Genomic DNA, 14,618 nt, shown 5'->3' on the forward strand with positions numbered 1-14,618 from the left:
ACGGTGGCGTGGCGAGCTGCCAATCGTGCTAGACGCTCGGTCATGGCGACACAGTCCTCCAATACCCGCGCAGACGTCGTCCTTGTGGGCGGCGGTCTCGCCAATGGCCTGATTGCTCTGCGTTTGAGGACCTTGCGTCCCGACCTGCGCGTCATTCTGCTGGAGCGCGAAAAGAGAATCGGCGGCGAGCACACGTGGTGCCATTTCGGCACCGACGTCAGTCCCGGCATTTCTGGCTGGCTCAGACCTCTGATCGTCCACCGCTGGTCCGACTATGAGGTTCGCTTTCCAGGCCATAGCAGAGCGCTCAAGACACCCTATCTCGCCATCACATCCCAACGCCTGCACGAGGCGGTTTCAGCGGCCCTCGGCCAGGATGCCTGGCTGAGCGCAACGGCGTCGGAGGTATCGCCTCATCAGGTCACCCTGACCGATGGTCGACGCATTACAGCGGCCGCCGTCGTCGACGGACGTGGCCCGCGCCGCAGCCGTAGCCTGGCTCTCGGCTGGCAGAAGTTTCTGGGCCAGGAGGTGAAGCTGACGAGTCCCCACGGCTTGACCCGGCCGATCATCATGGACGCCACGGTATCCCAGCTCGACGGCTACCGCTTCCTCTACGTCCTGCCACTCGATGCAAGCCGTCTTCTGATCGAAGACACGCGGTATAGCGACGGCTTCGACCTCGATCGCGACGCCCTGCGTGCCGACATTCTCGCCTATGCCAACCAGCAGGGCTGGACCGTAGAGAAGATTGTGCGGGAAGAGCACGGGGTTTTGCCCATCGCCCTTGCCGGCGACATCGACGCCTATTGGCGCGAAGCGAGGGCCCAGGTGGCTGAGGTTGGCCTAAGGGCCGCCCTGTTCCAGCCGACAACGGGCTATTCCCTGCCTGATGCCGCACGATTGGCCGATCAGATCGCCGCCCTGCCCCACATTACCAGCGCCCATGTCCGGGCCTGCGCCGAGGCCCAGTCCAAAACGGCTTGGCGAAAGCGCCGGTACTTCCGTCTGCTTAATCGGATGCTGTTCAGGGCCTGTGAGCCGGACCAGCGCTTCAAGGTTCTGGAGCGCTTCTATCGATTGCGCCTGCCGCTCATCCAGCGCTTCTACGCGGCTCGCCTGACACTTTGGGACAAGGCGCGCGTCCTGATCGGCAAGCCGCCCGTACCTGTCTCGCGCGCTCTGAACTATCTGAGCGAACACTCTGTGATCGAGGACCGACCTGCATGACCCTTCCCAAACCCCGCGCAGCAGTCATCGGTTCCGGCTTTGGGGGCCTCGCCCTGGCCATCCGTCTGCAGTCTTCGGGCTTTGATGTCACCGTGCTTGAAGCTCGCGACCGGCCCGGCGGTCGCGCCTATGTCTGGGAAGACGAGGGCTTCATCTTCGATGCCGGTCCCACGGTGATCACCGATCCCGATTGCCTGAAAGAGCTGTTCACGCTCAGCGGCCGCAAGATCGAGGACTATGTCGAACTTTTGCCGGTCAACCCGTTCTACCGGCTGGTCTGGGAAGACGGCGACGTCTTTGACTATGTCAACGACCAGGCTGAACTGGACCGCCAGATCGCCGCCCGCAATCCGGCCGATGTCGAGGGCTATCGCAAGTTCCACGCCTATTCCGAGGAGCTCTATCAAAAGGGCTATGTCGAGCTGGGTGCCGTGCCGTTCCTCGACATCCGCAGCATGATCTCATCGGCCCCCGCCCTGATGAAGCTGCAGGCCTGGCGCAGCGTCTATGACAAGGTCTCATCGTTCGTGAAGGACGAGCATGTCCGTCAGGCCCTGTCCTTCCACAGCTTGCTGGTCGGCGGCAGTCCTTTTGCAACCTCGTCGATCTATGCCCTTATCCATGCCCTGGAGCGCCGAGGTGGCGTCTGGTTCCCGCGGGGCGGCACCGGTGCCCTGATCCGTGGCCTTGTGCGCCTTTTTGAGGACCTCGGCGGCACGATCCGTCTCAATGCACCGGTCCAGAAGATCACCACCCGGGACGGCCGCGTCACGGGCGTGATCAATCATGACGGCACCGTCGAGACGTTCGACACCGTGGCCTCGAACGCCGACGTGATGCACACATATCGCGATCTTCTGGTCGATGATCCGCGCGGCAAAAAGGTCGGCAAGGCGCTGGAAAGCAAGCGCTGGAGCCCGTCACTGTTCGTGATCTATTTCGGCCTCAAGGCCGAACATCCCGAGATCCGCCACCACACCATCTGCTTTGGCCCGCGCTACCGAGAACTGATCGGCGATATCTATAACAAGGACGTCCTGTCCGACGACTTCTCGCTCTATCTGCACTCGCCCTGCGCGACCGATCCCGGCATGGCACCGCCCGGCTGCAGCAGTTTCTACGTCCTGTCGGTGGTTCCCAATCTCGAGACCGCCCAGATTGACTGGTCCAAGGAAGGGCCTGCCTATCGCGACCGGATCCTGAACTATCTGGAAGAACGCTACATTCCCAACCTGTCGCGCGACCTGGTGACCAGCCGGATCTTTACGCCGGACGACTTCACCAGCGAGCTGAATGCCTGGCAGGGAGCCGCCTTCTCGCTTGAGCCCCTGCTGACCCAGAGCGCCTTTTTCCGAACCCACAATCGCGACGACGTCATTCCTAACCTCTACTTCGTCGGTGCCGGCACCCATCCGGGTGCCGGTATTCCAGGCGTGGTGGGATCCGCCAAGGCAACGGCCTCCCTGATGATCGACGATTTCGAGACCGCAAAAGCGTGAGCCAACTCGAAGCCCAGAGCCGCGAGGCGATCCAGAAGGGCAGCAAGAGCTTTGCGGCCGCTGCAGCGCTGTTCGACGCTGAAACCCGCGCTGACGCCGAAATGCTCTACGCTTGGTGTCGGCACTGCGACGACGTGATCGACGGCCAGACCCTGGGCCATGGCATGAGCCCGGTGGAGGATGCCCCGGCCCGTCTGGCAGCGCTCTATGCCCAGACCCGCGCTGCTCTGGCCGGTGAGCCGCCTGCTGACCCACAGTTTGCCGCGTTCCAGACCGTAGCCTGCCGACGCCGGATTCCGGAGCGCTACGCCCTGGACATGATCGACGGCTTCGCCATGGACGTCGACGGCCGCCGCTACCAGACGCTGGACGACTTGCTGGACTATTGCTGGGGCGTGGCCGGGGTGGTCGGAACCATGATGGCCTTGGTCATGGGCACGAAGCCCGATGCCCTTTCGACCCTCCGTCGCGCCCAGGATCTGGGCCTGGCGTTTCAGCTGACCAATATCGCCCGCGACATTGTTGAAGACGCTCGCAACGACCGGATCTATGTGCCGCGCGCCTGGCTCGCCGAGCTGGGCGTGCCCGAGACGGCAGTCGCCGATCCAGCCCATCGTGGCGCGGTGGCGGTGATGGCCAAGCGCCTCGTCGACGCCGCCGAGCCCTATTATGCCTCGGCCCGCTGGGGACTGCGCGACCTGCCCCTCCGCTGTGCCTGGGCCATTGCGGCGGCCCGGGGGGTCTATCGCCAGATTGGCCTGGATGTCGTGCAGGCCGGCGACAAGGCCTGGGACGAGCGCGTCGTGGTCAGCGGCCGAATGAAGGCCCTGCGAGCCCTGGAAGGCGGCCTCATCGCCCTGCGTTCGGCGATCTGGGACCGGGCGATCCAGCCGCCTCAGCGGCCCGATATGTGGTCAAAGATCTAGGCTTCGACCCCGCGCGCCTTCAACTGCGCCTTCAGTTCGCGGACGGGTTTGGCCCACAGGAAGCCGAAGGAGACCGCCCCGTGCTTGGTGTGGACCGCATGGTGGATGCGATGGGCCTGGATGGCGCGTTTCCAGAAGGCGGACTTGCCGAACGGCGTCTTGAAGCGACGGTGCACCATGCCGTCATGAAAGATGAAGTACATCATCCCGTAGGCGGTGATCCCGAGACCCACCGGAAGCAGCCACGGCGTGCCATGCACGCCGAAATAGATTGCCACGATGGCCGGGGTGGCGAAGACCACAGCGAACAGGTCGTTGAGCTCGAACAGTCCTTCGCGCGGTTCATGGTGTGACTTGTGCCAGACCCACATGAAGCCATGCATGACATAGCGGTGCGTCACCCAGGCAAAGCCCTCCATGAAGGCGAAGGCGGCCAGGAACAGAACGATATCAAGAACCAGTTTCGCCATCAGGGTCCTATCGACGGGACAGTCGCACCAGGGTCTGGGCCAGGGCCAAACCACCCAGGCCGGCGGCAGTAAGCACGCCCCAGGCCCTATACACCTGCGAGAGTGGCGCGTCGCGCCAGAGAACGCCTTGATAGGCATCAATGACCCAGGCGTGAGGAGTGAACCAGCCGACGGTCTGCAGCCAGGCCGGCATCAGGAAGCGCGGCACCATGCTGCCGCCGATGGCTGCCAGGACCAGGATCACGAAGGTCGACAGCATCTGGGCCTGCTCTCGCGTCCGGCAGACCGAGACCAGCCCCAGGGCCAGGCCCGCAGCACAGACGGCCGCCGCCAGGGTGGTCGGCAGCCAAAGGCCGAAGTGCTCCAGAACGGCAACACCGTAGACGATCTGGGCGGTCGCGAAGATCGCTGTGGCCTGCACAATCCCCTGCCCGACCAGGAAGACGAACTTTCCGGTCACCACAGGGCCCATGCCGGCCACGCCCGCCAGCAGGCGATCAGCCACGCCGGTCCGGCGCTCGTCCATCAGGCCCAGAGCCCCCTGCATGGCCGAGAACAGGGCAAACAGGATCATCACCGCCCCGCCATAATAAGCGATCGTCGCCCCGCCCTTCTTGGCCCCCAGCAGGTCTTCCCGATCGAAAAGGTCACCGCCTGTGACGGCCGGAGGCTTGACCTTCAAGGCCGCTGCCGCCGCATCAAGGCGGGCGCTCTGGGCCGGGGTCAGGGGGGTCAGGACGGGAGCCAGCTGATCGACGCTGCGGCGCAGGACGGCGTCGGGCGCGGCCCGGGCCATGGCCTGTTGCATCCGGGCCTGGGTCAGGGGGGCTGCAACGGCGCGCGCGGGGTCGGCAATGATCAGGAAGGGCCGCCCGGGACCGGCCGGATCGGCGCGGATCACGAGACCCACATCGGCCTGGCCCGACTTCACCAGGGCCCGCACGGCCTCGACCGTGGCCGGTGCCACAGCCTCGGCCCGGATCTCGGAACTGGCCAGCAGGGCCCCGGCGACCCGACCGGACGTCTCGGTGCGGGCCAGATCGACCATGGCCAGCTTGGGCTTGATGTCCTCGCCGGTCGCCCCGGCAAAGACCGAGCTGAAGATCAGGAAGACCAGAGGCGGCAACAGGAAGGTCATCACCAAGGCTGCGCGATCGCGCCACAGCTCCAGCGCCATCACCCGCACCATGGCCAAGGTCATCTCAAGGCGGATCATGCGGCCAGCGTCCGCTCGGCGACGAGACTGAACAGGTTGTGCAGGGACGGCTCCCGGACCCGGATTTCGCGAGAGCAGAGGCCCGCCTTGCGGAGCTGCTTGTCCAAACGCCCGGCCGCGGCATAGCCATCGGCCTCCAGACAGGTCCAGAGCCTGGCCCGATGGGCGGTGCGGCTCAGCCCCGCCGCCGTCAGCAGGGCCTCGCCGGCGGCATCGGGCTCGCTCGAAAGCTCCACCAGAACCTCCATGCGGGAGCCAAAGGCCTCGGCGATCAGGGCCTGGGGTGGCCCTTCCAGCACCAGCGCGCCGTCCCGCAGGAAGCCCACCCGATCGGCCAGGGATCCGGCCTGCTCGAGATCGTGGGTGGTCAGAAGCACCGCCACGCCGAGATCGCGCAACCCGCGGATCACGGCATCGAGGGCCTCGCGGGCATCGATATCCACGCCCACCGTCGGCTCGTCGAGGATCAGCAGGGCCGGCTGATGCACGATGGCCGCCGCAATATTGGCCCGCCGCTGATAGCCGCCCGACAGGTGGCGGACGGGCACGTGGGCGCGGTCGACCGTGCGGGTCAGCTGCAGCGCCCTCTGGACGGCAGCCGGGACGTCGCGGCGCGGGACCTGGGCGAGGCTGGCAAAGGTTGCCAGGTTCTCGGCCACGGTCAGGTGGGCGTAGAGGGCGATCTCCTGCGGCACCAGGCCAAGGCCGGCCCGCGCCGCGCTGACCCGGGCCGGGTCCTGGCCCTGGAGCCGGACGCTGCCGGCTTCGGGGCGAATGCGTCCGCAGATGGTCTTGATCAGGGTGGTCTTGCCGGCCCCGTTGGGACCGAGAAGGGCATAGATTTCACCGGGCGACAGGGCCAGATCGACGCCGGCCAGCACGGTCCGGGGTCCATAGGCGTGGCGGACGCCGGACACCGTCAGAAGGGGCAAGCCGGTCACGCGGCCGCCTTGCGCCCGGCGAACAGACGGCCGACATAGCCCGCTACAAGGTCGCAACCGCCGACCGCATCAAGGGCCGCACGGCCGGCCGCCAGGTGATCGTCCATAGCGGCCCGCGCCCCATCCACGCCCAGCAGGGAGACGGCCGTGGTCATGCCGGCGTCCTTGCCGACATCCTTGCCGGCTCCCTCGACCGAGCCCTCGGCATCGATCAGGTCATCGCGGATCTGGAAGGCCAGGCCCATGCGTCGGCCAAACTCGCCCACCGCCGCGACGGCCGCTTCGCCGGCCCCCGCGATCCGGGCTCCGGACTGGGCCGCGGCCATGATCAGGACGCCGGTCTTTTCATGATTGAGGCGATCAAGCGCCGGCACATCGCGCATCTGGTCGCGGTCGAACAGATCCCGGGCCTGGCCGGCGATCAGGCCTGAAAACCCGACGGATCCGGCGATACGGCCGGCGATCTCGGCCCGCAGACCGCTGTCGAGGCCGGCATCGGCCGAAACCACGGCATAGGCGTGGTTCAGCAGACCGACCCCCGCCAGAACGGCCGTCGCCTCGTCGAAGGCCCGGTGGATGGTCGGGAGACCCCGCCGCAGACCGGCATCGTCCATGGCCGGCAGGTCATCGAGAATCAGAGACGCCGCATGGACCATCTCGAAGGCGCAGGCCGTATCCAGTGCCACGCCTTCGGACGCGCCGAACTGGGCGGCGGTCAGCAGGGTCAGCATCGGCCGAAACCGCTTGCCCGGGGCCAGCAGGGCATAGCGCACCGCCTCGACCAGTCGATCCGGTGCCGTTCCCGTCCTGGGCGCGAGCTCGGCCAGGCGTCGATCGACACCGGCACGAAGGGCCTCAAGGCGCTGCAAATCGGCGGCGGAGTCGTCCATACGCAATCGCGACAGGCCCAGATGCCCCCATGCGGGCCCGCTCATTTGACGGCGCCCGCCGCGAGCGTCAAGCAGCCCCCTTGACCCGAGGGGCCGGTCGTCGTTTTCCAAGGTCCATGACCCAGTCCTTTCCCTCTCCCGCCGCCCACGCCCGCGCCGTCCTGGCTGAACTGGGCGTCTCCGGCCTGCCTGCCGACGGTGGCATCGCCGTGCGGTGCCCGCTCGATGGCGCGATCCTGACCCAGGTCGCCTATGATGACGCACGAGCCATTGACGCCAAGGTTTCGGCCGCGTCGAAGGCCTTCCGCGCGTGGCGCACCGTGCCCGCCCCGCGTCGTGGGGAGCTGGTCCGCCTGCTCGGCGAGGAACTGCGCGCCGCCAAGAATGAGTTGGCCGCCCTGGTGACGCTGGAGGCCGGCAAGATCGCCTCCGAAGCGGCCGGCGAGGTCCAGGAGATGATCGATATCTGCGATTTCGCCGTGGGCCTGTCGCGCCAGCTCTACGGCCTGACCATCGCCTCGGAACGCCCCGGCCATGCCATGCGCGAGACCTGGCATCCGCTGGGTCCGGTCCTGGTGATCAGCGCCTTCAACTTCCCCGTGGCGGTCTGGGCCTGGAACGCGGCCCTGGCCCTGGTCTGCGGCAATCCGGTGATCTGGAAGCCGTCGGAGAAGACGCCGCTGACGGCCGTGGCCACCCAGGCGATTCTTGAGCGCGCCCTGGCCCGGTTCGGCGACGCCCCCGAGGGTCTGTGCTCTGTGGTGCTCGGCGGCCGCGACGCCGGCGAGCGGCTGGTCCGCGATCCAGCCCTGGCCCTGGTCAGCGCCACGGGCTCGACCCGGATGGGCCAGGCAGTCGCCCCGATCGTAGCGGCGCGTTTCGGTCGCTCGATCCTGGAGCTGGGTGGCAACAACGCCATGATCGTCGCGCCCAGTGCCGACCTGTCCCTGGCCGTTCGCGCCATCGTGTTTTCGGCCGCAGGCACCGCCGGTCAGCGCTGCACCTCCCTGCGCCGGCTGATCGTTCACGAAAGCCTGGTCGACAAGGTCGCCGATGCCGTCGAGGGGGCCTTTTCCCGCCTGCCGGTCGGCGATCCGCGTCAGGCGGGCGTCCTGCTCGGGCCTTTGCACGACAAGGCCGCCTATGACGCCTTTGTCGCCGCCATGGACCAGGCCCGGGCCGATGGCGGCACGGTGAGTGGAGGCGAAAGGCTGCTGATCGACGAGCACCCCGAGGCCTATTATGTGCGCCCGGCCCTGGCCCGCCTGCCGGCCCCGAGTGCCGGCATGCAGCGCGAAACCTTCGCTCCCCTCCTGCATGTCGTGCCCTATCGCGACTTCGACGAGGCCGTGGCGATCCAGAACGATGTGCCCCAGGGCCTGTCCTCCTGTGTGATGACCCAGGACATCCGCGAGGCCGAAGCCTTTCTGGCGGCCTCCGGCAGCGACTGCGGCATCGCCAACGTCAATATCGGTCCCTCGGGGGCCGAGATCGGCGGTGCGTTCGGCGGCGAAAAGGAAACCGGCGGCGGGCGCGAGAGCGGCTCCGACAGCTGGAAACAATACATGCGACGCCAGACGGCGACGGTGAACTATTCCGGTGCCCTGCCCCTGGCCCAGGGGGTGAAGTTTGATCTCTAACGAGATCCTCCCCCTTTGGAGCAGCATCTGGCCGGCGGACACGGCTTCGCGACCTCACACGATCTCTCGCTGAGTTGTGGAAAGGGTCGCGAAGCGTCCGGGCTCGCCCGGATGATTGGATAGAGTAACCGTTTCGACGAAGCCGTCCGCTCCGCGTCACCGTTTTCCGTCAGCCTCCCGCCAGGTGGCCCTGTTGAGGCCTTACCGGGACCCGGATCGCGCCGTTTCCAGCGCGTTCCGGCGGTCGAAGAGGACGGGCTTTCAGCCAGACACGCCCTTTTGCCTTCAACCACGCCGACGGCGGGCGGGTCTGGCCAGCAACCAGATCCCCGGACACGCTTCAGTATCCCCCTGAAGCCCAGCCCCGCTCGATCACCCCCCGCCGCCGCAATGGTCGCTGGCCCTGCGCCCTTTCCTCGCGACGAGGTGGGGACAGAATACGGGAGGTTTCAGCGCGTCGGACGGGCGCGGTGGTTGTTTTTACAGGGTGTTGATCGGGTTGAGCTTTTCCCTGAAAGCCCCGGGGATTGATTGGTCTCTATCCCCGCACTTGCCCCCTACGGATCGCTTCGCGATCGTCTTCCCCCGAAGGGGGAAGATGGGGTTGGCGCGTTTCATCTTCCCCCCGCAGGGGGGAGGACGACCTGCGCAGCAGGTCAGGAGGGGGCCAGCGGCGTCGGCCGGTTATCAACCCTGTGGGACAGCCGCCGCCTTCCCTCCACCGGCAAAGCCGCCTATGACACCGTTTCATGACGGCCACCGCCCATGACCCCACCCGCGTCGCCCTCGACGCGATCCGCGCCCGCGCCTTTGCCTTTCCAAAGCGCCATTTCCTGTCCGCCGGCGATCTCAATGCGCCCCAGGCGGCCGACCTGCTGGACCTGGCGGAGGCGTTCGTCGCCTTCAACCGCCAGACCTCCAAGTCGCTGGACCTGCTAAAGGGCAGGACGCTGATGAACCTGTTCTTCGAGAACAGTACCCGCACCCAGTCCAGCTTCGAGATCGCCGGCAAGCGACTGGGGGCCGACGTGGTCAATATGAGCCCGCGCACCTCGTCGATCACCAAGGGCGAGACCCTGATCGACACCGCCGTGACCCTGAATGCCATGCGGCCCGACCTGCTGGTGGTGCGCCATGGCTCGTCCGGCGCGGCGTCGCTGCTGTCGCAGAAGGTCAGCGGCCATGTGATCAATGCCGGTGACGGCCAGCATGAGCATCCGACCCAGGCCGTGCTCGACGCCCTGTCGATCCGCCGCGCCTTCGGCCGGGTCTCGGGCCTGACCGTGGCCATCTGCGGCGACGTGCTGCATAGCCGCGTGGCCCGCTCCAACGTTTCCCTGCTGCACACCCTGGGGGCCAGCGTGCGGCTGGTGGGTCCCGCCACCCTGATGCCGGCCCAGGCCGAGCGCTGGGGCGTGACGGTGCATCACGACATGAAGTCGGGTCTGGCCGGGGCCGATGTGGTGATGATGCTGCGCCTGCAGCTGGAGCGGATGCAAGGCGGCTTCGTGCCCTCGACCCGCGAATATTTCCGCTTCTATGGGCTGGACCGCGAAAAGCTGTCCCGCGCCGCACCGGGGGCCAAGGTCATGCACCCGGGGCCCATGAACCGGGGCGTCGAGATCGACAGTGACGTGGCCGATGATCCGGCCGTCAGCCTGATCCAGGACCAGGTCGAGATGGGCGTCGCCGCCCGGATGGCGGTGCTGACCAGCCTCGCCGCACGGCTGGAGGCCGACCAATGAACTCGCCCCAGCCCCTGGCCTTCACCAATGCCCGTCTGGTCGATCCCGAGAGCGGCTATGACGGCCCCGGCGGGGTCATCGTCTCCGAGGGCGTGATTGCCGACGTCGCCAAGGGCCGCGAGTTCGGCAAGCTCGGCAAGGGCGTCCGCGTCGTCGACTGCGGTGGTGCCCTGCTGGCCCCCGGCCTGATCGACCTGCGGGTCAAGACCGGCGAGCCCGGGGCCGAGACCAAGGAAACCCTGGCCTCGGCCGCCCGCGCCGCCGCCGCCGGGGGCGTGACCAGCATCGTCGTCCAGCCCGACACTGATCCGGCCATCGACGATCCCAGCGTGGTCGACTTCATCCTGCGCCGGGCCCGCGACATCGACAGCGCCCGCATCCTCTGCGCCGGCGCGGCGACCAAGGGCCTGAAGGGCGAGCAGATGGCCGAGATCGGCCTGATGCGCGAGGCCGGCTGCGTCTATATCACCGACGCCGACCGTCCGATCGTCGACTCCAAGGTCTTCCAGCGCATCCTGACCTACGCCAAGGGCTTCGACGCCCTGCTGGCTCACCGGCCGATGGACATGTGGCTGGCCAGGGGCGGCGCAGCGATCGGCGGCGAATTTGCCGGCCGACTGGGCCTGCCGTCGATCTCGCCGATGGCCGAACGCATCATGCTCGAGCGCGACATCGCCCTGCTGGAAGCCACCGGCGGCCGCCTGCTGGTCGACCAGATCACCAGCGCCGGTGCGCTGGAGACCCTGGCCCGCGGCAAGGCCAGGGGCCTGCGCCTGTCGGCCAGCGTGTCGATCAACCACCTTTCGTTCAACGAGCTGGATATCGGCGATTATCGCAGCTTCGCCAAGCTGACCCCGCCCCTGCGCGGCGAGGACGACCGCCAGGCCCTGATCGAGGCCCTGGCGTCGGGCCTGATCGACATCGTCGTCTCGGCCCACGCACCGGCCCCGGCCGAGGACAAGCGCCTGCCCTTCGACGAGGCCACACCCGGGGCCATCGGCGTCGAGACCCTGCTGCCGGCCCTGCTGTCGCTCTATCACGACGAGCGCCTGCCGCTGGTCGACCTGATCCGCGCCGTGACCCTCGCGCCCGCCGAGCTGCTGGGCCTGCGCGGCGGCCGGATCGCCCCCGGCGCGCCGGCGGACCTCGTGCTCTGCGACATCGACGCGCCGATCATCGTCGATGCGGCCAAGCTGCTGTCCAAGTCCAAGAACTCGCCGTTCGACGGGCGCAGGCTGCAGGGTCAGGTGCTGATGACGCTGGTGGATGGCCGGGTGGTGCATCGGGCGGAGGGGTAGCTGATCCTCCCCCGCTGGGGGGAGGATTTGGATGCACCCCGACTCTGCACTAAACCTAGGTCACCAACTTCGCTTTGCGTAGCGGTTGAAATCGCGCGCAACTCGCCTTAAGGTCGAAACGTGCAAGATCTCGCCCAAGCCGTCTATCTCACGCTCGCGATTGCCGTGGTCGGAGGCTACCTCCTCGGCTCGATCCCGTTCGGCCTGATCGCGACCCGCCTGGGCGGGGCCGGCGACATCCGCCAGATCGGTTCGGGCAATATCGGGGCGACCAATGTGCTGCGCTCCGGCCGCAAGGATCTGGCGGCCATCACCCTGATCGGCGATGCCGGCAAGGGCGTGCTGGCCGTGCTGCTGGCCCGCTGGATGACCAATGACAGCGCCGCCATCGTCGCTCTGGCCGGCGGCGCGGCCTTCCTGGGCCACCTGTTCCCGGTCTGGCTGAAATTCAAGGGCGGCAAGGGCGTGGCCACCTTCTATGGCGTGCTGCTCTCGGCCTGCTGGCCGGTGGGCGTGCTGGCCGCCGTCACCTGGCTGGCCATGGCCGTCCTCTTCCGGATCAGCTCCCTGGCCGCCCTGACCGCCGCGGCCCTGGCCGCGCCGTTCGCCCTGGCTACCGACCAGCCCCATGCCATGCTGGTCCTGGCCCTGTTCATGGCCGTGCTGATCTTCATCCGTCACCGCGAGAACATCGCCCGCCTGCTCAAGGGCCAGGAGCCGAAGATCGGCCAGAAGAAAGCGGCGGAGCCCCCGCCTCCGGCCGCGTGACCCCGGGCCGCCTCTCGGATCCCCAGCGCCTGGCCTGGCTCAGGCTGGCGCGCACCGAGACGGTCGGCCCCGTCGCCTTCGAGCACCTTCTGGCCCGCTACGGCACGCCCGAACGCGCCCTCTCCGCCCTGCCCGACCTGTCCCGCCGCGGCGGTCGCGCGACGCCCCTGAACATTCCCCTGCGCGACACGATCGAGCGTGAACTCGAGGCCGGCGCGGCGCTCGGCGCGCGGCTGATCTGTGGCTGCGAACCCGACTTCCCCCTTCGACTGGCGGCCCTGGATCCCCCACCGCCGGTTCTCTGGGCCCTGGGCCGCGCCGACCTGTTGGCCAAGGCCACCATCGCCATCGTCGGGGCCCGCATCGCCTCGGCGGCCGGCCAGCGCTTTGCCCGCCAGTTGGCCGCCGAGCTGGGTGAGGCCGGCCACGTCATCGTCAGCGGCATGGCGCGGGGCGTCGACGGCGCGGCGCACGAGGGTGCCCTGCGTACCGGAACGGTCGCCGTGCTGGGCGGCGGGGTCGGCGACATCTATCCGCCCGAGCACGCGGCACTCCATGCCCGGCTCGCCGTCGAGGGCTGCGTCGTCAGCGAAAGCGCCCCCGACCGCCGGGCCCAGGCCAAGGACTTCCCCCGCCGCAACCGCATCATCTCGGGCTTGTCCCTCGGGGTGGTGGTGGTCGAGGCCGAGCTGAAGTCCGGCTCCCTGATCACCGCCCGCCTGGCTGCCGAGCAGGGTCGCGATGTCTTCGCCGTGCCCGGCTCGCCTCTGGATCCACGGGCCCGCGGCACCAACGACCTGATCCGCCAGGGCGCGATCCTGTGCGAGGGAGCCGAGGATGTGCTGCGGGCCCTGTCTGGCCAGACCCAGCTGCGCGAACGCGACCGGACCTATGATCCCGCCGCTGAGGCCGACCTCGACCTTGGCGCCCTGCGCGAGCGACTGGCCGCCCTGCTCTCGCCCACGGCCGTCTCGCGCGACGAGCTGGTGCGGGCCACCGGAGCCCCGACCTCGGCGGTGATGGCGGCCCTGGTGGAGCTGGCCCTGGCCGAACGGGCGGACCTGCTGGCCGGAGGGATGGTGGCTGGGGTTTGATGCGCCACCGCCAATTCATTGCGCAAAGTACTGGATACCAGTACCATGGCAGTTGAATTCGAATGGGACCCGGAAAAGGCGCGCAGCAACCTCGCCAAACATGGGGTTGATTTCAAAGACGCCTGTCACGCGATCCTGGACCCTTGGCGTATGGAGGATGTCGATGACCGGTTCGACTACGGCGAAGAACGCATCCAGATCATCGGCGCCTGCTTCGGGGCCGTCCTCTTCGTCGTCACCGTCTCACAGGTCCAAAATCACTACCGGATCATCTCAGCCAGACCCGCCAATCCCGTCGAAAGCAAAAGGTACTTTCGTGGTGCGTACCGGCGATCTGCCGATGGGCAAGACCGACTGGGATCGCCTCAAGGCGATGACAGACGAAGACATCAACGCCGCCGCCCAGTCCGATCCCGATTGCCCACCGCTGACCGAGGAGCAACTGTCCCGGTTCAGGCGCGTCAACGCGATCAAGGATATTCGCGGCCGGCTAGGCATGACCCAGGCGGCGTTCTCTGCGGCATTCCGCTTGCCGCTGTCGACGGTCCGTGACTGGGAACAGGGTCGAACCACGCCAGACGCGCCCGCCAGAACACTGCTCACAGCGATATCGCGGGATCCCGAGACGATGCGAAGGCTGGTCGGTGGCGAAGCGCCCTGATCGGCGACTTCTGGTCTGAAAGCCTAGACGCTGAGGTCGATCATCAGCCCCGTACCCTGGGCCGGAGCGGCACGCACGGCCTCGCGCAGGCGCTCGGCGATCGCCGCGCGTTCGTCGTTCGACGTCACCGGCTTGACCGGCTGGATCGGTGAGACATAGGCCTCGGTGGCGATCCTGTTGATGCTCGAGAGGTTCATGAGCGCCAGAAGGGTTTAGGTTCCAGCCTGATCATCGTCCAAA

14 protein-coding genes and 1 pseudogene are annotated in these 14,618 nt (G+C 67.6%); 10 read left to right on the plus strand and 5 right to left on the minus strand.

The window, feature by feature from the left end; genetic code table 11:
• The first annotated feature begins 42 nt into the window (after window positions 1-42).
• Genes crtY through AQ619_RS10250 form a run of 3 tightly spaced genes read left to right on the plus strand, consistent with a single transcriptional unit; the run spans window position 43 to window position 3,655 of the window.
• Window positions 43-1,230 carry a lycopene beta-cyclase CrtY gene (crtY, locus tag AQ619_RS10240; protein WP_062146958.1) on the plus strand — a complete coding sequence of 396 codons (1,188 nt, stop codon included), beginning with the start codon at window positions 43-45 and terminating at the stop codon, window positions 1,228-1,230.
• Entirely contained in the window at window positions 1,227-2,729 is a 1,503-nt protein-coding gene (locus AQ619_RS10245) for a phytoene desaturase (protein ID WP_062146960.1), read from the plus strand. Before crtY ends, AQ619_RS10245 begins: the two co-directional genes overlap by 4 nt.
• Window positions 2,726-3,655, plus strand: coding sequence for a phytoene/squalene synthase family protein (locus tag AQ619_RS10250; RefSeq protein ID WP_062146963.1), 930 nt, complete (start codon window positions 2,726-2,728; stop codon window positions 3,653-3,655). Before AQ619_RS10245 ends, AQ619_RS10250 begins: the two co-directional genes overlap by 4 nt.
• Here AQ619_RS10250 and AQ619_RS10255 read toward each other — a convergent pair.
• The 4 genes from AQ619_RS10255 to AQ619_RS10270 are packed head-to-tail and all read right to left on the minus strand — an operon-like array spanning window position 3,652 to window position 7,217.
• Complete coding sequence (locus AQ619_RS10255; RefSeq protein ID WP_062146965.1) at window positions 3,652-4,125, minus strand: sterol desaturase family protein; 474 nt, start codon at window positions 4,123-4,125, stop codon at window positions 3,652-3,654. The genes AQ619_RS10250 and AQ619_RS10255 overlap by 4 nt on opposite strands.
• A gap of 7 nt (window positions 4,126-4,132) precedes the next feature.
• A complete protein-coding gene (locus AQ619_RS10260) occupies window positions 4,133-5,341 on the minus strand; it encodes an ABC transporter permease (RefSeq protein ID WP_062146967.1) in 1,209 nt (402 codons plus the stop codon).
• On the minus strand, window positions 5,338-6,282 hold the full coding sequence (locus AQ619_RS10265) for an ABC transporter ATP-binding protein (RefSeq protein ID WP_062146969.1): 945 nt from the start codon (window positions 6,280-6,282) through the stop codon (window positions 5,338-5,340). Before AQ619_RS10265 ends, AQ619_RS10260 begins: the two co-directional genes overlap by 4 nt.
• Entirely contained in the window at window positions 6,279-7,217 is a 939-nt protein-coding gene (locus AQ619_RS10270) for a polyprenyl synthetase family protein (protein ID WP_236849448.1), read from the minus strand. The genes AQ619_RS10265 and AQ619_RS10270 overlap by 4 nt, the downstream gene beginning before the upstream one ends.
• A gap of 71 nt (window positions 7,218-7,288) precedes the next feature.
• Here AQ619_RS10270 and amaB point away from each other — a divergent pair, with 71 nt between their 5' ends.
• From amaB to AQ619_RS10300, 7 genes and pseudogenes are all read left to right on the plus strand, one after another.
• The gene (gene amaB, locus AQ619_RS10275) at window positions 7,289-8,812 is read left to right on the plus strand and encodes an L-piperidine-6-carboxylate dehydrogenase (RefSeq protein WP_062146973.1); all 1,524 of its coding nucleotides are present in this window, start codon (window positions 7,289-7,291) and stop codon (window positions 8,810-8,812) included.
• Window positions 8,813-9,561: 749 nt separating this feature from the next.
• Entirely contained in the window at window positions 9,562-10,557 is a 996-nt protein-coding gene (locus AQ619_RS10280; RefSeq protein WP_062146975.1) for an aspartate carbamoyltransferase catalytic subunit, read from the plus strand.
• Window positions 10,554-11,855 (plus strand): dihydroorotase, encoded by a 1,302-nt coding sequence (pyrC, locus tag AQ619_RS10285; RefSeq protein ID WP_062146977.1) that lies wholly within the window; start codon window positions 10,554-10,556, stop codon window positions 11,853-11,855. Before AQ619_RS10280 ends, pyrC begins: the two co-directional genes overlap by 4 nt.
• Window positions 11,856-11,975: 120 nt before the next feature.
• The gene (gene plsY / locus AQ619_RS10290) at window positions 11,976-12,623 is read left to right on the plus strand and encodes a glycerol-3-phosphate 1-O-acyltransferase PlsY (RefSeq protein WP_062146979.1); all 648 of its coding nucleotides are present in this window, start codon (window positions 11,976-11,978) and stop codon (window positions 12,621-12,623) included.
• Window positions 12,620-13,717, plus strand: a complete 1,098-nt coding sequence (gene dprA, locus AQ619_RS10295) for a DNA-processing protein DprA (protein ID WP_062146981.1) — start codon at window positions 12,620-12,622, stop codon at window positions 13,715-13,717. Before plsY ends, dprA begins: the two co-directional genes overlap by 4 nt.
• A gap of 45 nt (window positions 13,718-13,762) precedes the next feature.
• Window positions 13,763-14,005: pseudogene (locus AQ619_RS18775) on the plus strand (BrnT family toxin); the annotation flags it as partial.
• Window positions 14,006-14,033: 28 nt separating this feature from the next.
• Window positions 14,034-14,378, plus strand: coding sequence for a helix-turn-helix domain-containing protein (locus tag AQ619_RS10300; RefSeq protein WP_236849449.1), 345 nt, complete (start codon window positions 14,034-14,036; stop codon window positions 14,376-14,378).
• 23 nt (window positions 14,379-14,401) lie between these two features.
• Here AQ619_RS10300 and AQ619_RS19070 read toward each other — a convergent pair whose 3' ends face one another.
• Window positions 14,402-14,575 carry a hypothetical protein gene (locus tag AQ619_RS19070; protein ID WP_166504207.1) on the minus strand — a complete coding sequence of 58 codons (174 nt, stop codon included), beginning with the start codon at window positions 14,573-14,575 and terminating at the stop codon, window positions 14,402-14,404.
• Window positions 14,576-14,618 lie beyond the last annotated feature (43 nt).

The sequence above is a fragment of the Caulobacter henricii genome (genome assembly GCF_001414055.1).
GTDB lineage: Bacteria > Pseudomonadota > Alphaproteobacteria > Caulobacterales > Caulobacteraceae > Caulobacter > Caulobacter henricii.

What these genes read in the sequence shown, in the direction of transcription:
- crtY (WP_062146958.1), top strand. Translation starts at nt 43, where the DNA reads ATGGCGACACAGTCCTCCAATACCCGCGCAGACGTCGTCCTTGTGGGC.
- AQ619_RS10245 (WP_062146960.1), top strand. Translation starts at nt 1,227, where the DNA reads ATGACCCTTCCCAAACCCCGCGCAGCAGTCATCGGTTCCGGCTTTGGG.
- AQ619_RS10255 (WP_062146965.1), bottom strand. Translation starts at nt 4,125, where the DNA reads ATGGCGAAACTGGTTCTTGATATCGTTCTGTTCCTGGCCGCCTTCGCC.
- AQ619_RS10260 (WP_062146967.1), bottom strand. Translation starts at nt 5,341, where the DNA reads ATGATCCGCCTTGAGATGACCTTGGCCATGGTGCGGGTGATGGCGCTG.
- AQ619_RS10270 (WP_236849448.1), bottom strand. Translation starts at nt 7,217, where the DNA reads ATGAGCGGGCCCGCATGGGGGCATCTGGGCCTGTCGCGATTGCGTATG.
- amaB (WP_062146973.1), top strand. Translation starts at nt 7,289, where the DNA reads ATGACCCAGTCCTTTCCCTCTCCCGCCGCCCACGCCCGCGCCGTCCTG.
- AQ619_RS10280 (WP_062146975.1), top strand. Translation starts at nt 9,562, where the DNA reads ATGACGGCCACCGCCCATGACCCCACCCGCGTCGCCCTCGACGCGATC.
- pyrC (WP_062146977.1), top strand. Translation starts at nt 10,554, where the DNA reads ATGAACTCGCCCCAGCCCCTGGCCTTCACCAATGCCCGTCTGGTCGAT.
- AQ619_RS19070 (WP_166504207.1), bottom strand. Translation starts at nt 14,575, where the DNA reads ATGAACCTCTCGAGCATCAACAGGATCGCCACCGAGGCCTATGTCTCA.